We start from the raw sequence: 22,061 nt of genomic DNA, 5'->3' as shown, positions 1-22,061 counted from the left end.
GGCCGGCCGGGGCCGCACATCGCCGACGGCGCACTACGACGGTCTGTGCCTCGCCGCCTGACCGGCACCCGGCCCGCCGGGGTCAGACGAGCGCGAGACGCCGGCTCAGCACCTCGTCCGCGAGCCCGTACGCGACGGCCTCCTCGGCGGTGAAGACCTTCTCGCGGTCCATGCCGGCCCGCAGGGCCGCCACTTCGTGACCGGTGTGCCGGGAGAGCACCTCCTCCACCTGGGCGCGGATGCGGACCATCTCCTTGGCCTGGAGGCTCAGGTCCGAGACCGTGCCCTGCCGGCCGCCGCTGGCAGGCTGGCCGACCAGCACCCGGGCGTGCTGGAGCACGAACCGCCGCCCGGGGTCTCCGCCGGCCAGCAGCACCGCCGCCGTGGAAGCGGCCTGCCCGACGCAGAACGTGGAGATCGGCGCCTGCACGAACGTCATCGTGTCGTAGATGGCCATCAGGGAAGTGAACGATCCTCCCGGGGAGTTGATGTAGATCGAGATCTCGTGTTCCGGGTTCGCCGACTCCAGGTGCAGGAGCTGGGCGATGACGACGTTCGCGACGCCGTCGTCGATCTCGGTACCGAGGAAGATGATCCGCTCGGAGAGCAGCCGGCTGAAGACGTCGTACGACCGCTCGCCCTGCGCGGTGCGCTCGACGACGTACGGAACCGTGTACGACCCCATGTCACAACCCCATCCGTCGGCGGGAGGATGCCGGGCGCACGTCGGCGAGCGACTCGACGACCCGGTCCACCATCCCGTACTCCCTGGCCTGTTCCGCGGTGAACCAGCGGTCCCGGTCGCCGTCCCGCGCGATGGTCTCCTGGCTCTGCCCGGTGTGCTCGGCGGTGATCCGCTCGATGGCTTTCTTGGTGTACTCCAGGTTCTCCGCCTGGATCTCGATGTCGGCGGTGGTACCGCCGATGCCGGCCGACGGCTGGTGCATCATGATCCGCGCGTTCGGCAGCGCGAACCGCTTGCCGGGCGCTCCCACCGTGAGGAGGAACTGGCCCATGCTGGCCGCGAAGCCCATCGCAAGCGTCGACACGTCGTTGGGGATCAGCCGCATGGTGTCGTAGATCGCGAGACCGTCGGTGACCGACCCGCCCGGGCTGTTGATGTACAGGCTGATGTCGCTGCGCGGGTCCTCGGCCGACAGCAGGAGCAGCTGCGCGCACACCCGGTTGGCCGACACCTCGTCGACCTGCGTGCCCAGGATGACGATCCGCTGGGCGAGCAACTGTGCGGCGAGATGGTCGTCGAAGCGGCTGGTCGAGGTCTCGCCCTCCTCCGCGCGGGGCGAGGGCCTGGTGAGTCGGAGCAGTGGAGTCATCGGGTCTCCTTGTCGTGACGCGGGTACGCCGTCGACTCCACTGTCGGCCGCCGGTGACGGCCAGAGGAGATTTCTCTGCCCGCCGCAGATTCGCCACGGGCAGAGCGCGGGCTCAGCCCTTCTCGCGCAGTTGCCGGAAGAAGGCCCGGACGTCGTCCACCAGCAGATCGGGCTCCTCCATCGCGGCGAAGTGCCCACCGCGGTCGTACTCCGTCCAGCGCACGATGTTCTCCGTCCGCTCGGCCTTGTGCCGTAGCGGGACCTGCGGTTCGGCCGGGAAGACGGCGAGCGCGGTCGGGGCGGTGGAGGGTTCGGCGGGCGCGGCGCCCCGGCCCGAGGCATGGGCCCGCTCGTAGTAGATCCGGGACGCGGAACCGGCGGTGCCGGTCAACCAGTACAGCATCACGTCGGTGAGCATCCGGTCCCGGTCGACGGCTTCCTCGGGCAGCTCGGCGCAGTCCGTCCACGCCTTGAACTTCTCGGCGATCCAGGCGAGTTGTCCCACGGGCGAGTCGGTGAGCGCATACGCGAGCGTCTGCGGCCGGGTGGAGTGCACGTTCGCGTAGCCCGCTTCTTCGCGCTGCCACTCCGACCAGCGGTGCCAGGACGCGAGCGTGCGCTCGCGCTCCTCGGGGCCCAGCGCGGACAGCTCCTCGGCGGTCGGCTCGGTGGACTGCTGCGCCCCCGGCAGGAGGTTCAGATGGACGCCGATCACCCGGTCCGGGTGGACGCGGCCCAGTTCGCGGGAGATCGCCGCGCCCCAGTCCCCGCCCTGCACGCCGAACCGTGGGTAGCCGAGCCGGTCCATCAGCACGGTCCAGGCGTCGGCGATACGGCGCGCCTCCCAGCCGGTGTCCCGGGTGGGCCCGGAGAGTCCGAACCCGGGGATGGACGGCAGCACGACGTGGAACGCGTCCGCCGGGTCCCCGCCGTGGGCGGCCGGGTCGGTCAGCGGCCCCACGATGTCCAGGAACTCGACGAACGAGCCCGGCCAGCCGTGGGTGACGACCAAGGGGGTGGCGTCCGGCTCCGGGGACCGGATGTGGGCGAAGTGGACATGTGCCCCGTCGATCTCCGTGGTGAACTGGGGCCACTCGTTCAGCTGCGCCTCGGCGGCCCGCCAGTCGTAGTTGTGGCGCCAGTACCGGACGAGTTCTTGCAGATAGTCGCGCGGGACCCCGTACGCCCATCCCACGCCCGGCAGTTCGTCGGGCCAGCGGGTGCGGTCGAGACGGTCGTGCAGGTCGTCGAGGTCGCTCTGGGGGATGGCCAGACGGAAGGGCCGGATGCCGTCGGCGGGCGATGACGTCGTCATGGTGGGGATGCTAGTTCGGGTGCTGTCGGCGCCCCACGCAATAAATCGCCGTCCGGCCGATGAGTTCCGGGGCGAGGATCGGTCGAAAGAGGTGACCGCGTTCCACGCTCCAGGAGGTGCCCATGCCCACCGAAGGTTTCACCACATGTCTCTGGTTCGACGGCCAGGCCGAGGAGGCGGCGCACTACTACGTCGCGATCTTCAAGAACTCCAGCATCGGCCGGATCGGCCGTTACACCGAGGCCGGTCCGGGCCCCGCCGGCTCGGTGATCGCCGTCGACTTCGTGGCCAACGGCCAGAAGTTCGTGGCGCTGAACGGCGGCCCGCAGTTCACCTTCAACGAGGCGATCTCCTTCCAGATCCACTGCGCCGACCAGGAGGAGGTCGACCACTACTGGAACAAGCTCGTCGAGGGCGGCGGCGAGCCCGGCCCCTGCGGCTGGCTCAAGGACAAGTACGGGGTGTCCTGGCAGGTCATCCCCGACGGGCTGATCGACATGATCGGCGACCCGGACCACGAGAAGGCGGCCCGTACGACGCGGGCGATGCTCTCGATGGGCAAGCTCGACATCGCCGCCCTGACGAAGGCCTACGCGGGGGAGTAGCGGTGGCGCGTGGCGGCCGGCCCACCCGGGACGGGGTGCGCCGGCCGCAGGGCCTCCCGGGGCCGGTGGAGGCCCCGGAGGCGCCCGGACGTGTGGCTCGTCCGCCCGGAGCAGTCCGGTCACCGCTTGGCGGCACCTGGGATGCCCGCACGGTCCCGTCCGGGTAGCCCTGGAGCATGCGCATCCTCGGCGAGTTGGACCGACGGCTGTTCACCCGCGTCGCCACCGCCCGGGTGCCCGGCGCCGATCCGGCGCTCACCAGGCTCAGCCACCTCGCCGACCACGGCCGGCTGTGGATGGGCGCGGCGACCGGGCTCGCGGCGCTCGGTGGCCGTAGTGCCCGGCGCGCCGCCCTGCGGGGGATCGGCTCCCTCGCCATCGCCTCGCTCACCGTCAACACTGTCGTCAAGTGGAGCGCCCGGCGTCCCCGCCCCCTGCTCGACCCCGTACCGCCGGTGCGTCACCTCACCCGTCAGCCGTGGACCACTTCCTTCCCCTCCGGCCACGCGGCCTCGGCCGCGGCGTTCGTGACGGGGGTCGCCCTCGAGTCCACCCGGTACGGCGCGCTGGTCGCCCCCCTCGGCGCGGCCGTGGCCTTCTCACGGGTCTACGTGGGCGTGCACTACCCGGGGGACGTCCTGGCCGGGGCGGCGATCGGCGTCGGCGCCGCGCTGCTCACCTGCCGCTGGTGGCCGCCGCGCCAGGTGAATCCTGAGCGGGAGCGGCCGCCGGCCCCGGCACCGGCCCTGCCCGACGGCGACGGGCTCGTCGTGTTCGTCAACAGCGGCTCCGGAGCCGGGGCAGCGGCCCCCGCGCTGCCGCCCGCCGTCCTCCTCACCGAGCTGCTGCCTCGAGCCGAACTCGTCGAATGCGGCCCGGACGACGACTTCGCCGAACTGCTCGACCGGGCGGTGCGCCGCGCGGTCGAACGGAGCGGTGCGCTCGGCGTGTACGGCGGGGACGGCACCGTCAACGCGGCCGCGCGTGCCGCCGCCGGCAACGGGCTGCCGCTCGCGGTGTTTCCGGGCGGCACCTTCAACCACTTCGCCCTCGACGTCGGCGTGCCCCACCCGGAGGACACCGCGGCCGCGGTCGCCCGCGGTGACGCGGTCGCCGTGGACATCGCGGTGGCCGCCCCACGGTCGGTCCAGGCCCCCGGCACGGAGTCCGTCGAGTTCCTGAACACCTTCAGCATCGGCCTGTACGCCGATCTGGTGCGGATGCGCGAGCGCCTCGAGCGCCGCTGGGGCAAGTGGGCCGCCTCGGCCCTGGCGCTCATGCGGGTGCTGCGCACCGCGACCCCCGTCGAACTGCGGCTCAACGGCCGTCCCAGACGGCTGTGGCTGCTGTTCGCCGGCAACTGCCGCTACGTCCCGGACGGTTTCGCGCCCGCGTTCCGGCCGTGCCTGGACGACGGACTGCTCGATCTGCGGCTGATCGACGGCGGCCACCGCCTGGCCCGTACCCGAGTGGTCCTCTCCGCGATCGTCGGTGCCCTCGGCCGCTCGCCGGTCTACTGCGTCGAACGGGTGGCCTGGGCCCAGGTGGAGGACCTCAGGGGCGCGGACACTTTCGCGTACGACGGGGAGCTGGTCCGTGCCACCGGTGACCTGCGGCTGGAGAAGCGGCACCGCGCGCTCGTCGTCTACCGGCCCGCCGAACCGGGCAACGAGATCCTCCAGCAGGCACGACTCGCCGCCGCCGCGGCCCGCTACCAGAACAGATGAGGGGCCGCCGTCTCCCTGCGGACGGCGGCCCCTCGGCCTGTGTGGACCTCACATGTGGATGACGGTGGCGTTCTCGGGCCCCGGCTGCCTGCCGGGGCGGTAGAGCAGGAACGCGACCAGGGCGCCCGCGGCGAACAGGTCCGCCGACCACCAGAAGGCCGTGGTGTAGCTCTCGATGGTCGCCTGGGCACGGACCAGCTTGTCGGTCGGGTTCTTGCCGGCGAGGTAGTCGGTCGCGGCGCTGGCGGCCAGGGTGTTCAGCAGCGCCGTGCCGATCGAACCGCCCACCTGCTGCATCGCGTTGACCGACGCGGAGGCGACACCCGCGTCCTCGGCCGCGACTCCGCCGGTGGCCAGCTGCATGGCGGGCGGCATCACCAGACCCAGGCCCACACCGATCAGGATCAACTGCGGCAGCACCGCGGTCGCATAGTGCGAGCCGAGCCCGATGCCGGTCAGCCAGGCCATGCCGGCCGTGGCGACGGCGAAGCCCAGCGGGATGACGGCCTTCGGGCCGATCCGCGGCAGCAGCACCGTGGTGCCCAGCTGTGCCGCCACCATCAGCGCCCCGACCATCGGCAGGAACGCCACGCCGGTCTTCGTCGGGCTGAACCCCAGGTTCAGCTGCAGGTAGTAGGTGAGGAAGAGGAAGACGCCGAACATGCCCGCGCCGGTGATCAGCACCGCGAGGAACGAGGCCGCGCGGTCGCGGTCGAGCAGGACGCGCAGCGGGAGGAGCGGGTGCGGCGCCCGGGTCTGCCACCAGGCGAAGGCCACGAGCAGCAGACCGCCGGCGGTCAGGAAGCTCCAGGTCAGCGGGGAGCCCCAGTGGTGTGTCTCGGCGTTGGAGAAGCCGTAGACCACGGAGAAGAGACCGCCGGCGACCAGGAGCGTGCCGGGTACGTCGAGCTTGGAGTTCGCGGCGTCGCGGTGGTTGCCGAGCAGGATCCAGCCACCCGCGAAGGCGACCACGGCGATGGCCACGTTCACGTACAGCGTCCAGCGCCAGTCGAGCCCGTCGGTCAGTACGCCGCCGAGCAGCAGCCCTACGGCACCGCCTGCGCCGGCGATCGCGCCGTACACGCTGAAGGCCCTCGCGCGTTCACGGGCGTCCGTGAACGTCGTGTTCAGCAGCGAGAGCGCGGCCGGGGCGAGCAGCGCGCCGAAGACGCCCTGCAGGGCGCGGGCGGTGACCAGCATGCCGAAGCCGGTGGCGGCCCCGCCCAGCGCGGAGGCCGCGGCGAATCCGACGACGCCGACGAGGAACGCGGGCTTGCGTCCGAACAGGTCCGCGATCCGTCCGCCGAGCAGCAGCAAGGAGGCGAACGCCAGAGCGTAGGCGGTGACGATCCACTGCCGGTTGGCGTCGGAGAAGCCCAGGTCCGCCTGGGCGGACGGCAGGGCGATGTTCACGATGGTGGCGTCGAGCACCACCATCAGCTGGGCGATCGCGATGACCGCGAGGATCCACCACCGCTTCGGCGAGGCCGCCGGCGGCGCCTCCACGGCGCCTGCGCGGGCGCCGTCCTTCACCATCTGGGACATCGAGAACCACTCCAGGGAAAGTCGTTCGGGTCAGCGGTCTAAACGAAACCGTTTCGTACACATAGCTTAGGCGGGCTCTCTCGAAACGACAACGTTTCGATAGGGGGGTGGGCTGGATCACGTCGTACTCGGCGCCGATGTTCAGGGGGGCGATCGAACATTCCTTGACAGGAATATAACCAGCGAGGCATATTGGCTCGGTGTCCGATGCCTCTTTGTGGACCGCCCTCGCCGACCCCCATCGGCGGGCCATCGTCGCGCTCCTTCTGGAGCACCCGCGGCCCGTCGGTGAGATCGTCGAGGCGTGCGGTCTCAGCCAGCCGAGCACGTCGAAGCATCTGAAGGTGCTGCGCGAGGCGGGCCTGGTGCGCGTGCGACAGGACGCGCAGCGCCGGGTGTACGCGCTCGACCCGGCCCCCATCGCCGCACTCGACGCCTGGCTCGCCCCCTACCGCACACTCTGGAACACGAGCCTGGACGCGCTGGGCCGGCGCCTGGACGAGACATCGGACGGCACCGACGAACCCTTCCCGGAGGACTGATCCCCATGGCCGCCGAACTCACCGGCACCTACGTCTCCCTCGACGACGGCCGCCCCGCCGTCCGTTTCACCCGCGTCTACGACCACCCGGCCGCACGGGTCTGGCGGTTCGTCACCGACCCCGACGAACTTGCCCAGTGGTTCCCCTCCCGCGCCGAGTTCGACCTGCGCCCGGGCGGGACCGTCCGGTTCAGCGGCGACCCCAACATGCCCGAGTCGACCGGTACGGTCCTGGCCGTGGAGGCGCCGCGGCACCTCTCCTTCGAGTGGGGCGGCGACGAGCTGCACTTCGACCTCGAGGAACTGGACGGCGAACGCACCCGCTTCACGCTGACCAACGTCCTCGGCGCCCGGAACACAGCGGCCCGCAACGTCGCGGGCTGGGAGGTGTGCCTCTCGGCCCTGGACGCCAAGGCCCGCGGTGAACGGTTCGAGGGCCCGCACGCCGGGATGAGCGCACCCTGGAAGGAGTACTACGAGGGCTACATCAAGGCCGGGATCCCCTCGGGCGCGCCCGTCCCCGGCGCGGACGACTGACCGCTCACGCCATCTGACGCCGGACCAGCTCGTGCAGCCGTCCGGACGTGTCCGCGAGGAGCTGGGCCGGCGAGCCCTGCTGGGCGACCTTGCCGTCCTCCATCACGATGACGCGGTCCGCGTCCAGCACGGTGGACAGACGGTGGGCGATCACGATGCGGGTGGCGTTCAGGGCGCGCGTGGACTCGATGACCTTCCGCTGGGTCTCGTTGTCCAGCGCGCTCGTCGCCTCGTCGAAGAAGAGGATGCGCGGCCGCCGGATCAGGGCCTGCGCGATCATCAGGCGCTGACGCTGACCGCCGGAGATCGCGCCGCTGCCCTGGACGATGGTGTGCAGTCCCATCGGCATCCGCTTGATGTCCTCGGCGAGGCCCGCCATCTCGGCCGCCGCCATCGCCTCCTCGGGCGTGAACGGTTCGGTGCCGCAGATGACGTCCAGGATCGACCCCGAGAACGGCTGAGCGTGCTGCAGCACCACCCCGCACTGCCGGCGCACCGCGGACTGGTCGAGTGCCGTGAGGTCCTGGCCGTCGTACAGGACGCTGCCCGACACCGGCTTGTCGAAGCCGATCAGCAGCCGCAGCAGGGTGGACTTTCCGCAGCCGCTCGGGCCGACGATCGCCACGAACTCGCCCGGCCGCACGTCGAAGGAGACGTCGTCGAGGACCAGTGGGCCGTCGTCGGAGTACCGGAACGAGAGCCTGCGCGCCTCGATGCCGCCGGTCAGCACACCCGGGCGGGTGCTCGCCGTGCGCACCTCGGGCGTCGCGTCCAGCACCGGCTTGATCTCCTCGAACAGCGGCAGCGCCGCCACCCCCGAGACGAACGCGCCGGTCAGCTGGGTGACCGAGGTGAGCAGCATGGTCACGGAGGTGTTGAAGGTGAGGAAGGCGGCGGCGGACAGCGTGCCCCTGGCCGGGCCGGCGAGGAGCATGAACAGCAGCAGTGAGCACAGCGGCAGATACACCGCTCCCATGACCGTCGTCAGGTTCTTGATCCGGCCCACCCGCTGCTGCAGCTCCCGGCTGCGGGCGAACTCCCGCGCCCAGGCGGCGTACGCGTAGTTCTCGGCCGCCGCCACCCGCAGCTTGGGCAGGCCCCGCAGGGTCTGGAACGCCTGGTTGTTCAGCTTGTTGGTGAGCCGCACCAGCCGCCGCTGCCAGCGCACCTGCCACAGCCCCAGTCCCAGGAACACGGCGGCGATGACGACGAGCATGCCGATCGCCGCCAGCGCCATGGGCACGCTGTACCAGAGCAGCAGCGCGAGGTTCACCACGCCGACCGTCACCGACTGGGCGACCACCGGGGCGACGCCCGCGAGCAGTCGGCGGATGGCGCTGATGCCCATCGCCGCGCTGGCCAGCTCGCCGGTGGACCGCTCGGCGAAGAACTTCGTCGGCAGCCGCAGCAGCCGGTCCCAGACGGCGGGCTGGAGCGTCGCCTCGATCCGCCCCTCCAGGCGCAGGATGGTCAGGTTCTCCAGCAGCATGAACGCCGCCGCCACCACGCCGGTGACCATGATCGCGAGGCAGACCTGGACGATCAGCCCCTCCTCGGCCTTCGGCACGAACTCGCCGAGCACTTTGCCGGTGGCGATGGGCACCAGCGCGCCGATGACGACGGTCACCAGACCGCTGAGCACAAGGCCCCACAGATCGCCGCCCGTGCCCCGCATACTGAACCGCAGCAGCCCGAACGGGCCGAGCCGCCGGTCGGGCAGCGGACGGTAGAACATCACGGCACGGGGCTCGAACTCGGCGGCGTTCGCCTTCTCGATCGGTGTCTCCCGCCCCGACGACGGCTGGACGGCGGCATAGCCGCCGCGCCGCCACAGCAGCGCCACGGGCGCGCCCGACAGAGCCCGGTGGCCCACCAGGGGGCCCACGTCATCATGCCACCAGGGTCCGTCGAGCCGGACGGCCCGGGTGCGGACACGGGAAGCGAGCGCGATGCGCTCGACCGGATCCAAACGGTCGCTCTCCGTACCGCTCTGCGCGGGCTCGGCGAGGGTGATCCCCGCGGCACGCGCCACCACCTTGCAGGCCGCGTACGTGGCGTCGGCGTCCGCCGTCGTCGTGCGCTTCGCCGACGGTTTGCCGATCGAGGCGAGCAGCGTCTGGTCCGCCTGGGCACGCACCGCCTCACCCGCCTTGATACCCGCCGCCGTACGGGTCTCGTGGCTGCGCTCCAACTGCTCGATCCACCGGTCGAGCGTGGTGAGCAGGCGGTACTGCTGGTCGACCATGCTCTGCCAGATCGCGGGGTCCATCAGCAGGTCGGCCGCTGCCTCCGCCCCGTACAGGGAGCCGTACTGGACGCTGCCCGGCGGCACCTGCATCCAGAACACGTCGTCGTCGGTGATGTCGGCGGGCCGGTCGTTGGCCATCGGCGCCTGGAAGAGGATCGACAGGCCGCGGCCGACGCCCAGAGCGAGGGCGTACTCCAGCGGGCTCGTCGTCGGTGGCACGTACTGCGGGTTGCCGTACTCGTCGTACGACCACGTCTGGGTGTCGACCTGCTGGTAGAGCTCGCGCAGCTGGATACGGCGCACCACACAGTCGCGCACCGGGCGGGCGACCAGGGTGTGCTGGGGACCGGGGACCGGGCCGAGCAGCAGGGCGCCGGCTTCCAGACGGCCGATGTGGTGCCAGTGGCCCTGCACGACGGAGTCCACCGCGAACAGGTCCAGCGCACCGGAGGCGACCAGCCACAGCACCTGTGGCCCCTCCAGGTCGAGCCGGCCGAGGCCGGCGCAGTCGACCTGGGCCCCCATCTGGCCGAGGGCATTGAGGACGAGGTCGCCCTCGTGAACCGTCGTCATGTCATCGCTCCCTGACCAGCTCGGCGTACGCCCCGCCGGCCGCCACCAGGGCGTCGTGCCGCCCGCGTTCCACGATCGTGCCGTGCTGCAGCACGACGATCTCGTCGCTGTCGCGCACGGTGCTGAGCCGGTGCGCGATCACCACACAGGCGCAGCCGCGCTTGCGGATGTTGTCGATCACGGTCTGCTCGGTCTCCGCGTCCAGGGCGCTGGTCACCTCGTCGAGCACCAGGATGCTGGGGCCGCGCACCAACGCCCGTGCGATCTCAAGCCGTTGGCGCTGGCCGCCGGAGAAGTTCCGTCCGTCCTGCTCGACGCGGCTGTGGATGCCTCCCGGGCGGCGCATGACGACGTCGTACAGGGCGGCGTCCCGCAGCGCGGCGACCACGGCGTCGTCCGGGATCGAGGGGTCCCACAGGGCCACGTTGTCGCGGACCGTGCCCTCGAAGAGGAAGACGTCCTGGTCGACGAAGGACACGGAGGCCGCGAGCGCGCCGCGCGGAAGGTCCTCCAGGCGCTGCCCGTCGATGCGGATCTCGCCCTCCCACGGGGCGTACAGGCCCGAGATCAGCCTGGACACCGTGGACTTGCCGCTGCCCGAGCCACCGACCAGCGCCACCTGCTCGCCGGGGCCGACCGTCAGGTGGAAGCCTGTCAGCAGCGGTTTGTCGAGCGGGCTGTAGCCGAACGAGATGTTCTCGAGCTCGACATGGCCGTGCAGCCGGCGGGTCGACTCACGGCCGCCGGAGCGCCCGTAGAGCGGGTCGGCCTGGAAGTTCTCCACGTCCTTGAGACGGGCCACGTCCGCCGCGAAGTCCTGGATACGGCCCGCGACCCCGTTGAGCCGGGTGATCGGCGCGGTGAAGCGGGTCACCAGCGCCTGGAAGGCGACCAGCAGACCCACCGAGATATGGCCCTCGACCGCCCGCAGCCCGCCGATCCACAGGATCAGCGCGCTGTTGAGCGTGGCGAGCGTGGGGGCGACCACGCCCAGCCAGGCGCTCGGCGCTCCCAGCCGCTGCTGCTCCTCCAGCGTCGTGGCGTGCTGGCCGGCCCACTTGCGGAAGTAGCCGTCCTCGCCTCCGGTCGCCTTCATCGTCTCGATCAGCTGCAGGCCGGTGTAGGACGTGTTGGTGAGCCGGGCGGTGTCCGCGCGCAGCTTGGCCGTGCGCGTCGCCCGCAGCCGCACGACGACCCGCATCGCCACCACGTTCAGCAGCGCGACGCCGATACCGACGAACGTCAACTGCGGGTCGTACGTGTACAGCAGCACCGCGTAGAGCACGACGACGACCGCGTCGACACCGGCCGCCGCGAGGTCGCGGGCCAGGGTCTCGGCGACCGCGTCGTTGGACTGGAGCCGCTGCACCAGGTCGGCGGGGCTGCGCTGGGCGAAGAACGTGACCGGCAGCCGCAGCAGATGCCGCAGGAAGCGGGCACTGGAGAGAGTGGAGGAGATGATCCGCCCGCGCAGCAGGTTCGCCTGCTGCAGCCACGTCAGCACGATCGTCAGCAGCACGCAGGCCGCCATCGACGCGAACAGCACGCCGAGCAGCGAGGTCTGGCCGCCGATCAGGAACATGTCGATGTAGGTGCGGCTCAGCGCGGGGAGCGCGGCCCCGACCACCACCAGGAGGAGACTCGCCAGGACGGCGGCGGGCATGGTGCCCGACGTGCCGCGCAGCCGGGCCGGCATGGCACCGAGGATGCCCGGCCTGCGGCCGCCCCTGGTGAAGCCCTCACCCGGCTCCATCACCAGGACGACGCCGGTGAAGCTGGTGTCGAAGTCCTCCATGGGCACGAAGCGGCGGCCCTTGCCCGGGTCGTTGATGTACACGCCACGGCGGCCGAAGCGGCGGCCCATGCCGTCGTAGACGACGTAGTGGTTGAACTCCCAGAACAGGATCGCGGGTGCTTTCACCTCGGTGAGCGCGGCCGTGTCCATCTGCATGCCCTTGGCCGTCAGGCCGTAACTGCGGGCCGCCTTGAGGAGGTTGCTGGCGCGCGAGCCGTCGCGGGAGACGCCGCAGGCGATGCGGAGCTCCTCGAGCGGGATGTGCCGGCCGTAGTGGCCGAGCACCATCGCCAGGGAGGCGGCACCGCACTCCACGGCCTCCATCTGCAGCACGGTGGGGGTGCGCACGGTCTTGCGCCTGCCCTTGGGAACGGTGCGCTTCGGCGGCGGCGCGGCACGGCGTCTGCCCCGCACCGGGGGCAGGGTGTCCTGGGGAGCGGTCACGGCAGCAGCCAATCGACGGGACGCTGATCGGCCAAGCGGATCGAACCCGTGGCCAGGGTCATGGAGGAGAGGGCGAATGGGGGGCCGTCCGCGGACGACCACTTGTAGCCGCTCTTCGAGCGGGACGAGGAGTCGAGCCGCACGAGCACGGCCACCGGCCGGTCCTTCTTGGTGAACTGCTCGCCCAGCTGGCTGTCCCCGAGGAACGCGGCGATCTGCTGCGCCGACTGGGGGGTGCGGTCCACGGACTTCACATGACCGCGCAGCACGCCGTACTCCTGCGCAGGCACCGACTGGACGGTGAGGTCGACGGCGGCGTCGGCGGGGATGGAGGCGGCGTTCTCGGCGGGGACGTACACCGTCGCGTACAGCGGGTCCGACGCGTGCGCGACCTTCTCCACTGCGGCGACGTTCGCGCCGGTCTGGATGATCTGGCCGATGGTCGCGGCGAGCGCGGTGACCCGCCCCGCGGCGACCGTGCGCACCACCGAATCGCCTTGGCTGGTGCGGACCTGCAGCACGGGGGAGTCGGCGGGCAGCCGCTCTCCCTCCTTGGCGAGGACCGCGGTGACCTGCCCGGCCACGGGGCTCTGCAGGATGTAACTGCCCTCCCCATGCGTGAGGATGGCGGGAGCGCTGACCGTGGAGGCCACGGAGCCCGTCACAGCCCACACGGAGGCGGCGGCCATGGCGGCCACCGTGACCGTCAGTACGAACCAGCCCTGGGGGCGGGCGAAGCGCACCGGGAGGTCGAGCTCTTCGGGCGACTGCAGCTTGGCGAGGGCCTGTTGGCGGAACTGCACGGAACTTTCCCTCACCTGCGGGTGACTGGGAGCCGGCTCGGGTGAGCCGGGTCAACGGGGGAGCCGGCCCGTGTGCGAGCCGACCGATTCACGGCATCCGTGAGTCCCGGAACCGGTATGCGGTTCCGGGACTCAGCGGCGCAGGGGCGCGATCAGAGACCGGCGACCAGCTGGGTGACCGGAGCGGTGTTCAGGCCGGTGACACCCTCGACGGTGCCGACACCCGTGCCGACCAGGCCGGAGACCGGGGCGACGCCGTCCACCAGGCCGGTGACGGTGCCGACGGCGTTGAGGGACAGGCCACCGGACACGGCGTCCAGCTCGGCGTCCGAGATCTCGGCGGTCTCAACCTGGGGGGTGGAGTTCATGATGGAACTTCCCTTCATATGGGTATTCACAAGGGGAGAGCGGCCCGTCTCTGGGGACAGACGTCCGGCCGCGGTCCGCAGGCGCCGGGAACCCGTTGCCGGGTGCATCCTCGGCGGCCCCGCGGTGCAACGGATCAAAGCACGCCGACGCTCGGCGATTCCACTCAACCATCGCTCTCACCAGGGCAATTGACGTAGCCGGAGAGCGATCCGTGCAGGCTTGCGCACGTCTTTGAGGCGACTTCTTCACATGCTGCGCGGCATCGGCGCACACGGCGCCTTGTAGCCGCGGGGCCGAATGGGACAGTCCGCTCCAATGGCGCGTCCCCCGGCGCGCGACTGTGCAGATCTGCCGTACACGGTGACTTGCTTGAGTAATCGGTGTGCAGATTCCCTGAAGCCGGGATTCCGTCATGCGTCCGCCACCTTGCGTCACCGGCCGGTGGCGTACGGTGTCCGAAAGGCCCTCGGCAGGTGTCCGCGGGGCGTCCTCAGCCGAGCAGCGCGTACACCGTGCCGGCCCGCGCCGCGATCTCCGTCTCGCCCTCCGCGGTCATCGTCACGTCGGCGAAGGCCATGCGTCGGCCGAGCTTGGTGAGTACGACCTCCACCAGTACGTCGGCGTCCATGACCGCGCGCTGGAAGCTGGTCGACTGCTGGACCGTCGTCATCGGCACAAAGCCGCCGCGCGCCGCCGAGACCGCGATCACCGTGGCCGTGTCGGCCGCGGCCATCAGCGCCTGTCCCGAAAGACCGCCGCCCTCCCGGGCGAGCCGGGTGGACCACGGCAGTCGCAGGACGGTCCGTCGGTCGTTTAGTTCCACCACGCTCAGGCCCAGTTCGAGCACCCAGGGGGCGAAGTTGTCGGAGAGGAGCTTGTCGGCTTCGGCTGGAGTCATGCGCGATTCTTTCCCCCCGCCGCGCTCCGTCAGACGTGTTTGCCACCTATTTCACGCTTTCGCATACGCCAACTCGGCCAGTTGCAAGAGCGATTGAACGGCCCCCGTGACGCGCGCGTATCAACAGGCATCCAGGCGCCCAGTCAGCTGCCGGACGGCGGCAACGCACCCCGTCCCAGGAGGTCAAGAGTTGAGTCACAAACGCATACCCAAGCGCAAGGCCGCGATCGCGGCGGGAAGCGTGGCGGCGCTCGGAGCTGCGGCCCTTCTGCTGCCCAACGCCAACGCCTCCCAGACGGACTCGTCGACGGACGCCGCCCCCAGGACGTTCAAGGCCGGCGACGTCTCGGACCTCGCCTCGCAGCTGGCCTCCCAACTCGGTGACGCCTTTGCGGGCTCCTACTACAGTGCGGACAAGCAGCAGATCATCGTCAACGTGGTCGGCAACGACAGCAACGTCGTCAACGCCATCAGAAAGGCGGGCGCGGTCCCCAACCAGGTGCGCAACAGCACCGCCGCGCTCCAGACCGCCGCGAAGACCCTCCGGACCAGGGCGACGATCCCCGGCACCGCGTGGTCCGTCGACCCGAAGACCAACGAGATCCGGGTCACCGCCGACAGCACCGTCACCGGCTCCGAGTGGAACACGCTGCAGTCGACGGTCAAGAACCTCGGCTCGGGCGTCGCGACCGTCAAGAAGTCCGCCGGCACCTTCAAGACGTTCGTGTCCGGTGGCGACGCCATTTTCGCCCAGGTGAACGGCGGCGGCGTCCGCTGCTCCCTCGGCTTCAACGTCACGGCGAGCGACGGCAGCCCGGCCTTCCTGACGGCCGGTCACTGCGGAGTCGCGGCCAAGCAGTGGTCCGACTCGCAGAACGGCCGGCCGATCGCCACGGTCGACCAGGCCACCTTCCCGGGCAACGGTGACTTCTCGCTCGTCAAGTACGACGACCCGAACACCCAGGCCCCGAGCGAGGTCAACGTCGGCAACGGGCAGACGGTCCAGATCAACCAGGCCGCCGACGCGGTGGTGGGCCAGCAGGTCTTCCGGATGGGCAGCACCACAGGTCTGCACGACGGGACCGTCACGGGCCTCGACGCCACCGTCAACTTCCAGAGCGAGACCGACCCCAACGGCGTCGACACCGTCACCGGTCTCATCCAGACCGACGTCTGCGCCGAGGCCGGCGACAGCGGCGGCTCCTTGTTCACCCAGGACGGCGGCGCCGTCGGCCTGACCTCGGGCGGCAGCGGCGACTGCACCACGGGCGGCGAGATCTTCTTCCAGCCGGTGACCACAGCGCTCCAGGCGACCGGCGCGACGCTCGGCGCGGGCGGCGCGGCCGGCTCTGGCACGGGCGACCGGTCCGGAGCCGTCGACCCGAGCGCGGGTGAGCAGACGGCGAGCCCGGGCGGCCAGTCGAGCGGCACGGCGGACCCGTCGGGCCAGTCGCAGAGCAGCGGCGTCGGCGACGGCTCGGGACTGGTGTCGGGTCAGTGACCGGGACGCCGTAGCGGTTCCTGCGCGGCCGCGGAAGCGGTCCGGCCCCGGCGGGAGGGCCGGACCGCTTCCGTGTGTTCAGCAGGCCGCATGCGGGCGTTGGCGTCCGCAAAATGAGCAAAGTCGCCCTGTTGCGGTCGGCACCGCGACGGCCGGACCGCGCCGGCGCGCGTCCGCCGGTCGGGCAGGCGTGCGTCGCACGCGCGACGCCGCGGACCTCGGATGCCGCCCGGTCAGGGGCGTTCACCCTCCGTCGCCGGAAGCAGAACGAGGCCCGGCTCGCCGCCCGCCCCGGCTTCCGCGGCCCCCGCCGGAGGCGGCGGAGCCGCGGCCGGTACGCGCATCGTGCGCCGACGTGTCCGGGTCGGCCGGTCGCCCGCCGGGGGCGTGCAGACTGGCCAGCAGCGCCAGCAGTTCGGCGCTGCGGCTGCCCGGTTCGGCGTGGAAGACGACGAGGGTGAGCCCGTCCGTCCCACCGATCTCGAATTTGTTCGAGTGCAGCTCCAGGTCACCGACCTCGGGGTGGGTCAGCCTGCTGAGGCGGCCGCGTCGGGGCAGCACGTCATGACGGCCCCACAGCAGCCGGAAGCGTTCGCTGCGCACGGACAACTCGCCGACCAGCTCGACGAGTCGCGGATCGTCGACCTCGGAGCCCACGTGCGCGCGCAGACTCGCCACGCCCTCGGCGGTGGCCTCTTCCCAGTCGCGGCGCAGATCCCGCTCGGCGGGGTCCAGGAACACGGCCCGCAGCAGGTTCACGCCGGGCGCGTAGTGGGGGGAGAGGGCCGCGGCGAGTGCGTTGACAGCGAGGATGTCGGTGAACCTGTTCTGCACATAGGCCGGATTGCCCGTCCAGCCCTCGATGAGCTGACGGATGCTCACCGGGACCTTCTCGTCCCGCGCGGAGTGCTTTCGGGCGCGGGGCTGTTGGGGCTGTGCCAGGCCGATCAGATGCGTGGTCGTGTCGTCGTCCAGGCCCAGGACGCGGGCGAGCGCCCGGAGGACCTGCACGGACGGATTGCGGTCGCGCCCCTGCTCCAGACGCAGGTAGTAGTCGGAGCTGATACCGGCGAGCGTCGCCACCTCCTCGCGGCGCAGCCCGGGGACGCGGCGCAGCCCGCCACCGGTGATCCCCACATCCTCGGGCCGCACCTGGGCCCGCCGGGCGCGAAGGAAGTCGCCGAGCGCGTTTGTGCTGTTCATAGGACCACGGTAGGACTGCTCGCGGGTCCCAGACTGGCCCTGTCACCCCCAGGAACGCGGCTGAACACGAGCACGGCGGCCGCATCTCGCCCGTCGACGTTTGCGCGTACCGGGTTGCGCACAGGGGCTGCGCCGACGTCGCGGAAGCGCTGTAATTGCAAAATGGGCAGTGAGGGCGCTGCGGTGCGCAGAACGAGATCGCTCCGTGCCGAACTTGCCCTCAAGACCCTCACCACGGACCTCGACCCGCGCGAACGCCTGCGCCGCGTCCTCGAACAGGCCCTCGTCTTCGCCGGTGCGGCCCTCGCCGCCGTCTACGCCCCGGCGGAGGACGGCGGCCAACTGTGCCTCACCGAGTCGGTCGGTGTGCCGCGGACTCTGTACGGACTGCGCGACACCTACTCCCTCTCCGACGACGGCCCGGCGGCGCGCGTGCACCGCTCCAGGAAGCCCGTGTGGCTCACCGCCGAGGACCTCGCCCGCTGCGCCGAGGCCGAACGGCTGCCGGGAGGTGACTTCTCGCTGGCCGTCCTGCCGCTTCCGGACGCAGGGTGGCTGGTCGCGGTCAGCGACAGGCTGGACGGGTTCGACGCCGAGGAGCGCGGTTGTCTGCGGCTTCTCGCCGACGCCATCACCGGACCCGCCCGCGCCGAGGGCGATGTGGTCGAGCCGTCCGGAAGCTCGTTCAGCCTCGCCGTGGACAGCGGCCGGGTCGAGGTCGACGACGAGATGCTGGAGTTGTTCGGTATCGCCCAGGACGAGTTCGACGGCCGGGTCGAGACCCTCCTGGCCCGGACCGTGCCGGAGGACGTGCCCTCCCTGATGTCCGTGGTCGAAGCAGACCACATGTCCCTCGGCGACCGGGAACTGGAGTTCCGCATCCTCAAGCCCTCAGGCGAGCCGAAGTGGCTGCGGCTGCGCGGGCGCATGCTCCCCGGCGGGGAGGGCCGGTCGGCCCGGCTGGTCGGCACCGTCATCGACGCCTCGAAGCTGCGTCCAGCGGTCAGCGACGTCACCCGTATCCAGCGGCTGGCGGCGGACCTCGCCACCGCGGGCACGGTCCGGGACGTGAGCATGGCCGTGATCGGTGCCCTCCGCAAACCGCTCAAGGCCGACCGTGTGGCCCTCGCCGAGCTGGAGTCCGACCGGCTCGTCGTCACCTTCCTCGACCCGCCGGAACCGGAGGCGTGGCCCGAGGTGTGGCGGACGGAGTGGCGCTCGGAGTGGCCGGACGCGCCCGTGCGGGCCATGCCCACCCTCGCCGCCGCGCTGCGGGAGGGCCGCCCCGCGGTCTGGCCCGCCGGCACCGAGCTGGAGCCCGCGGTCGCGGAGGTCGGCCCCGGCGGCCTCGCCGTGCTGCCGCTGCCCGCCGCGGGCACCATGGCCGGTGCCTGCCTGATCGGCTGGGACAGCCCGCACGACTTCGGTGCGGACGAGCGCGCCCTGCTCACCGCGGTGGCGGGCCTCGCCGGACAGGCCCTGGTGCGCGCCCACGCCTTCGACGCCGAGCACGAACTGATCGGCATGCTCCAGCGCGCCCTCCTCCCGCGCCGTCTGCCCGAGCTGCCGGGCGCGGTCGCCGTCGCCCGCTATCTGCCCACCACCGCGGGGCTGGAGCTCGGCGGCGACTGGTACGACGTGATCCCGCTGCCCGACAACCACGTGGCCTTCGTCATCGGCGACGTCCAGGGACACAACGCCGGTGCCGCCACCCTGATGGGCCAGATGCGCACGGCGCTGCGTGCCTACGCCGCCGAGGGCCACCCTCCGGACGTCGTCGTCTCCCATGCCAACCGGCTCCTGGTGGACATGGAGTCCGATCTCTTCGCCACCTGCTGCTACGTCGACGTCGACATGGAGGAGGGCAGTGCCTGGTGCGTCCGCGCCGGCCACATTCCGCCCGTGCTCCGGCACCCGGACGGCAGGACGGAGATCGCCGAGTCGGAGGGCGGACCGCCCCTCGGCGTCCTCACCCGGGCCGACTTCCCGATGAGCCCGCTGCGGCTGCAGCCCGGGACGGTCCTCGCCCTGACGACCGACGGTCTGGTCGAGTCCGCCGACGTGGACATCGAGGACGGCCTCGCCCGGATGGCCCGCGAACTGTCCGCCGCCGATCCCGGGCACCTCGGGCTCGTCGCGGACGCCCTGCTCACCGGTGCCAACCGCAGCGACGACGTCGCCCTCCTCCTCATGCGCTACGACGGCATGGCGGTGCGTCCGCTGCGCGAGAGCTGGACGGTGTGGCGGGTCCCCGAGGCGGTCCGCCACGCCCGCCGCTTCACCCGCCGGACCCTCCGCACCTGGAATGCGACCGAGGAACTCGACGCGGTGCTCCTCCTCGTCTCCGAACTGGTCACCAACGCCCTGGTCCACACCGAAGGCCCGGTCCGCCTCGACCTCACCCTCTTCAACCACCGGCTGCGCATCGCGGTCGCCGACGCCTCGCCACGCACCCCGGTCAGGCCGACGAGCATCGGCTGGGAGGCCACGGGCGGCCGGGGCATCTGGCTCGTCGAGGCCATGTCGACGGCGTGGGGCACAGTGCCGGTCAGCGGTGGCAAGCAGGTGTGGGCGGACCTCGCCCTGACGCAGGCGCAGGCGCCGTCGCCGGAGCGCACCTGAGCCCGGCTCTCCGGGCCCACGCCGCACACCCGGCACAGAGCTCGCGGGCAGGACCGGGCCCGTCCGGCGTGACACCCTGACATCGTGCGCCTGCTCCTCATGTCCGACACCCACCTCCCCAAACACGCCAGGGAACTGCCCGCGCGGCTGCTCGCCGAACTCCCGCACGTGGATGTGGTGATCCACGCCGGAGACTGGGTGGACGTCGCCACCCTGGACCTGCTGGAGAGCCGGTCCGCCCGGCTGATCGGGGTCCACGGCAACAACGACGGCCCGGACTTGCGGGCCCTCCTCCCCGAGGTGGCCCGCGCCGAACTCGACGGCGTGCGCCTCGGAGTGGTCCACGAGACCGGCGCCGCCCAGGGCCGGGAACGCCGTTGCGCCGAGCGCTTCCCCGATCTCGACGTGCTGGTCTTCGGGCACAGCCACATTCCCTGGGACAGCACGGCGGACAGCGGGCTGCGCCTGCTCAATCCGGGTTCCCCGACCGACCGTCGCCGCCAGCCCCACTGCACGTACATGACCGCGACCGTGACCGACGGCGCACTGACCGACGTGGTGCTGCACCGGCTGCCGCCGCGGCCCGGGCGGTCGGCGGACACCTGAGCCCGGCCGCCCGTCGCGGTCGACGCGGCGCGTCCCGGGGTGCCGTAGCGCCGGCGGATTGCCTGCTACGACGGCTCGCGACCGGTCCGGCCGGCATGGATCGCGCCGTCCGTCGCCGCCAGTGGCGTACCGCTGCCTCCCCAGCGCAGTGCGACGATCTCGGCGGCGACGGACACCGCCACCTCCTCGGGCGTGCGCGCCCCGAGGTCCAGACCGATCGGCGAGCGCAGCCGGGCGAGCTCGGCCGGTGAGAGCCCGGACTGCGTCAGCCGGCTCATCCGGTCCTCATGGGTGCGGCGGCTGCCCATCGCCCCGATGTACGCGGCGGGCCGGCGCAGCGCCTCCTCCAGCAGGGGCACGTCGAACTTCGGGTCGTGGGTCAGCACGCAGATCACCGTGCGGTCGTCGGTGGCCGTGGCGTGCAGATAGCGGTGCGGCCAGTCCACGACGACCTCCACGCCCTCGGGGAACCGCTTCGGCGTGGCGAAGACGGGGCGGGCGTCGCACACCGTGACCCGGTAGCCGAGGAAGTCGCCGATACGGGCGACCGCGGCCGCGTAGTCGATGGCGCCGAAGACCAGCATCCGCGGTGGTGGCGCGAAGGAGTGCAGGAACACGGAGACGGCGTCCTCGCGCCGCTCGCCGTGCGGGCCGTAGTGCCGCCGCCCGGTGGCGCCCAGAGCGAGCTCGCCGCGCGCGTCGGCCGTGACCGCCACGTCCAGGCCCGTCGACCCCAGTGACCCCGCCACCTCGTCGGCCCATACGGCGAGCGTGGCCCCACGCGGCGCGGGACCGTCGATCACCGTCGCCACCGTCACCGGACGCCCGGCGGCCACCGACTCGGCCACCGCCCCGAAGGAGACGTCCTCCTGCGGCGTCACCCGGCGCACCAGCAGTGTGATCCGCCCGCCGCAGGTGAGCCCCACGGCGAACGCGTCCTCGTCGCTGTAGCCGAAGGTCTCGAGACGGGCCTCGCCCGACTCGATCACCTCCTGCGCCAGTTCGAACACGGCGCCCTCGACACAGCCGCCCGAGACGCTGCCCACCACGTCGTCGCCGGCACCGACGGCCATCGCGGCGCCCGGGCCGCGCGGAGCGCTTTCGCTGACGGTGACCACCGTGGCGAGTCCGAACGGGGACCCCGCCGCGTACCACCGGTGCAGCGCCGGAAGGATCTCACGCATCACGTCCTCCATCGGTCACGGTCCGCTCCTGTCACCTGCACCGCAAGTCTTCCGTGCGGCGGTGCCCGGCCTCTCGGCGAGCGCGTCCACACCGGTGGCCCGGGCACGTGCTCGGGGCGGGCCCTGAGAGCAGGTCCGGAGCACCCGGTGCGCGAGCCGGTGGGGGAGGCGCGCCCGGCCCGCGACGGGGCCGGATCGCTCTGGGGGCGGG

At 71.8% G+C, this 22,061-nt stretch carries 18 protein-coding genes; 7 read left to right on the top strand and 11 right to left on the bottom strand.

Annotation, left to right across the window (positions count from 1 at the left end; translation table 11 throughout):
• Nucleotides 1–82: 82 nt before the first annotated feature.
• The 3 genes from ABZ904_RS28360 to ABZ904_RS28350 form a co-directional block, all read right to left on the bottom strand.
• Nucleotides 83–685, bottom strand: coding sequence for an ATP-dependent Clp protease proteolytic subunit (locus ABZ904_RS28360; RefSeq protein WP_361826212.1), 603 nt, complete (start codon nt 683–685; stop codon nt 83–85).
• 1 nt (nt 686) lies between these two features.
• On the bottom strand, nt 687–1,334 hold the full coding sequence (locus ABZ904_RS28355; RefSeq protein ID WP_359406551.1) for an ATP-dependent Clp protease proteolytic subunit: 648 nt from the start codon (nt 1,332–1,334) through the stop codon (nt 687–689).
• Between the two features lie 112 nt (nt 1,335–1,446).
• A complete protein-coding gene (locus ABZ904_RS28350; RefSeq protein WP_361826209.1) occupies nt 1,447–2,649 on the bottom strand; it encodes an epoxide hydrolase family protein in 1,203 nt (400 codons plus the stop codon).
• A 122-nt stretch (nt 2,650–2,771) separates the two neighbouring features.
• On the opposite strand from ABZ904_RS28350, the gene ABZ904_RS28345 reads away from it, so the two are divergent.
• Together ABZ904_RS28345 and ABZ904_RS28340 are read left to right on the top strand one after the other, a co-directional pair.
• Nucleotides 2,772–3,254: a VOC family protein gene (locus ABZ904_RS28345; protein ID WP_359406545.1), complete on the top strand. Its 483-nt coding sequence runs from the start codon at nt 2,772–2,774 to the stop codon at nt 3,252–3,254.
• Nucleotides 3,255–3,430: 176 nt separating this feature from the next.
• Nucleotides 3,431–4,981 carry a phosphatase PAP2 family protein gene (locus ABZ904_RS28340; protein ID WP_360993623.1) on the top strand — a complete coding sequence of 517 codons (1,551 nt, stop codon included), beginning with the start codon at nt 3,431–3,433 and terminating at the stop codon, nt 4,979–4,981.
• A gap of 48 nt (nt 4,982–5,029) precedes the next feature.
• On the opposite strand, the gene ABZ904_RS28335 is transcribed toward ABZ904_RS28340, so the two are convergent.
• Nucleotides 5,030–6,526 carry an MFS transporter gene (locus ABZ904_RS28335; protein ID WP_361826205.1) on the bottom strand — a complete coding sequence of 499 codons (1,497 nt, stop codon included), beginning with the start codon at nt 6,524–6,526 and terminating at the stop codon, nt 5,030–5,032.
• A gap of 200 nt (nt 6,527–6,726) precedes the next feature.
• Here ABZ904_RS28335 and ABZ904_RS28330 point away from each other — a divergent pair, with 200 nt between their 5' ends.
• Nucleotides 6,727–7,068, top strand: a complete 342-nt coding sequence (locus ABZ904_RS28330; protein WP_359406536.1) for a metalloregulator ArsR/SmtB family transcription factor — start codon at nt 6,727–6,729, stop codon at nt 7,066–7,068.
• A gap of 5 nt (nt 7,069–7,073) precedes the next feature.
• The gene (locus ABZ904_RS28325) at nt 7,074–7,604 is read left to right on the top strand and encodes an SRPBCC family protein (protein WP_359406533.1); all 531 of its coding nucleotides are present in this window, start codon (nt 7,074–7,076) and stop codon (nt 7,602–7,604) included.
• 4 nt (nt 7,605–7,608) lie between these two features.
• Here ABZ904_RS28325 and ABZ904_RS28320 read toward each other — a convergent pair whose 3' ends face one another.
• The 5 genes from ABZ904_RS28320 to ABZ904_RS28300 all read right to left on the bottom strand — a co-directional run bounded on the left by ABZ904_RS28320 (nt 7,609) and on the right by ABZ904_RS28300 (nt 14,734).
• Nucleotides 7,609–10,425 (bottom strand): NHLP bacteriocin export ABC transporter permease/ATPase subunit, encoded by a 2,817-nt coding sequence (locus tag ABZ904_RS28320; protein ID WP_360993611.1) that lies wholly within the window; start codon nt 10,423–10,425, stop codon nt 7,609–7,611.
• 1 nt (nt 10,426) lies between these two features.
• Nucleotides 10,427–12,634 (bottom strand): NHLP family bacteriocin export ABC transporter peptidase/permease/ATPase subunit, encoded by a 2,208-nt coding sequence (locus ABZ904_RS28315; RefSeq protein ID WP_359406582.1) that lies wholly within the window; start codon nt 12,632–12,634, stop codon nt 10,427–10,429.
• 26 nt (nt 12,635–12,660) lie between these two features.
• Nucleotides 12,661–13,467, bottom strand: a complete 807-nt coding sequence (locus ABZ904_RS28310) for an HlyD family efflux transporter periplasmic adaptor subunit (RefSeq protein ID WP_359406527.1) — start codon at nt 13,465–13,467, stop codon at nt 12,661–12,663.
• A gap of 152 nt (nt 13,468–13,619) precedes the next feature.
• The gene (locus tag ABZ904_RS28305; protein WP_359406524.1) at nt 13,620–13,835 is read right to left on the bottom strand and encodes a type A2 lantipeptide; all 216 of its coding nucleotides are present in this window, start codon (nt 13,833–13,835) and stop codon (nt 13,620–13,622) included.
• 491 nt (nt 13,836–14,326) lie between these two features.
• Nucleotides 14,327–14,734 (bottom strand): PaaI family thioesterase, encoded by a 408-nt coding sequence (locus ABZ904_RS28300; protein ID WP_359406521.1) that lies wholly within the window; start codon nt 14,732–14,734, stop codon nt 14,327–14,329.
• Between the two features lie 190 nt (nt 14,735–14,924).
• Here ABZ904_RS28300 and ABZ904_RS28295 point away from each other — a divergent pair, with 190 nt between their 5' ends.
• Nucleotides 14,925–16,235 carry a S1 family peptidase gene (locus ABZ904_RS28295; RefSeq protein WP_361826198.1) on the top strand — a complete coding sequence of 437 codons (1,311 nt, stop codon included), beginning with the start codon at nt 14,925–14,927 and terminating at the stop codon, nt 16,233–16,235.
• A gap of 243 nt (nt 16,236–16,478) precedes the next feature.
• Here ABZ904_RS28295 and ABZ904_RS28290 read toward each other — a convergent pair whose 3' ends face one another.
• Entirely contained in the window at nt 16,479–17,438 is a 960-nt protein-coding gene (locus ABZ904_RS28290; RefSeq protein ID WP_360993601.1) for a helix-turn-helix transcriptional regulator, read from the bottom strand.
• A 162-nt stretch (nt 17,439–17,600) separates the two neighbouring features.
• On the opposite strand from ABZ904_RS28290, the gene ABZ904_RS28285 reads away from it, so the two are divergent.
• Together ABZ904_RS28285 and ABZ904_RS28280 are read left to right on the top strand one after the other, a co-directional pair.
• A complete protein-coding gene (locus tag ABZ904_RS28285) occupies nt 17,601–20,060 on the top strand; it encodes a SpoIIE family protein phosphatase (protein WP_360993598.1) in 2,460 nt (819 codons plus the stop codon).
• Between the two features lie 84 nt (nt 20,061–20,144).
• Complete coding sequence (locus ABZ904_RS28280; protein ID WP_361826194.1) at nt 20,145–20,666, top strand: metallophosphoesterase; 522 nt, start codon at nt 20,145–20,147, stop codon at nt 20,664–20,666.
• 65 nt (nt 20,667–20,731) lie between these two features.
• On the opposite strand, the gene ABZ904_RS28275 is transcribed toward ABZ904_RS28280, so the two are convergent.
• Nucleotides 20,732–21,850, bottom strand: coding sequence for an XdhC/CoxI family protein (locus ABZ904_RS28275; protein ID WP_360993592.1), 1,119 nt, complete (start codon nt 21,848–21,850; stop codon nt 20,732–20,734).
• Nucleotides 21,851–22,061: the final 211 nt, after the last annotated feature.

This window comes from Streptomyces sp. NPDC046900, from assembly GCF_040644975.1.
GTDB lineage: Bacteria > Actinomycetota > Actinomycetes > Streptomycetales > Streptomycetaceae > Streptomyces.
The sequence above is the reverse complement of the archived record's forward strand: the minus strand, read 5'-3'. Positions and strand labels throughout refer to the sequence as shown.

Bases quoted from the DNA above. Each gene is read 5' to 3' on its own strand.
- ABZ904_RS28355 (WP_359406551.1), bottom strand. From the start codon at position 1,334: ATGACTCCACTGCTCCGACTCACCAGGCCCTCGCCCCGCGCGGAGGAG.
- ABZ904_RS28290 (WP_360993601.1), bottom strand. From the start codon at position 17,438: ATGAACAGCACAAACGCGCTCGGCGACTTCCTTCGCGCCCGGCGGGCC.
- ABZ904_RS28345 (WP_359406545.1), top strand. From the start codon at position 2,772: ATGCCCACCGAAGGTTTCACCACATGTCTCTGGTTCGACGGCCAGGCC.
- ABZ904_RS28285 (WP_360993598.1), top strand. From the start codon at position 17,601: ATGGGCAGTGAGGGCGCTGCGGTGCGCAGAACGAGATCGCTCCGTGCC.
- ABZ904_RS28350 (WP_361826209.1), bottom strand. From the start codon at position 2,649: ATGACGACGTCATCGCCCGCCGACGGCATCCGGCCCTTCCGTCTGGCC.
- ABZ904_RS28320 (WP_360993611.1), bottom strand. From the start codon at position 10,425: ATGACGACGGTTCACGAGGGCGACCTCGTCCTCAATGCCCTCGGCCAG.
- ABZ904_RS28325 (WP_359406533.1), top strand. From the start codon at position 7,074: ATGGCCGCCGAACTCACCGGCACCTACGTCTCCCTCGACGACGGCCGC.
- ABZ904_RS28305 (WP_359406524.1), bottom strand. From the start codon at position 13,835: ATGAACTCCACCCCCCAGGTTGAGACCGCCGAGATCTCGGACGCCGAG.
- ABZ904_RS28300 (WP_359406521.1), bottom strand. From the start codon at position 14,734: ATGACTCCAGCCGAAGCCGACAAGCTCCTCTCCGACAACTTCGCCCCC.
- ABZ904_RS28360 (WP_361826212.1), bottom strand. From the start codon at position 685: ATGGGGTCGTACACGGTTCCGTACGTCGTCGAGCGCACCGCGCAGGGC.
- ABZ904_RS28340 (WP_360993623.1), top strand. From the start codon at position 3,431: ATGCGCATCCTCGGCGAGTTGGACCGACGGCTGTTCACCCGCGTCGCC.
- ABZ904_RS28275 (WP_360993592.1), bottom strand. From the start codon at position 21,850: ATGCGTGAGATCCTTCCGGCGCTGCACCGGTGGTACGCGGCGGGGTCC.
- ABZ904_RS28335 (WP_361826205.1), bottom strand. From the start codon at position 6,526: ATGTCCCAGATGGTGAAGGACGGCGCCCGCGCAGGCGCCGTGGAGGCG.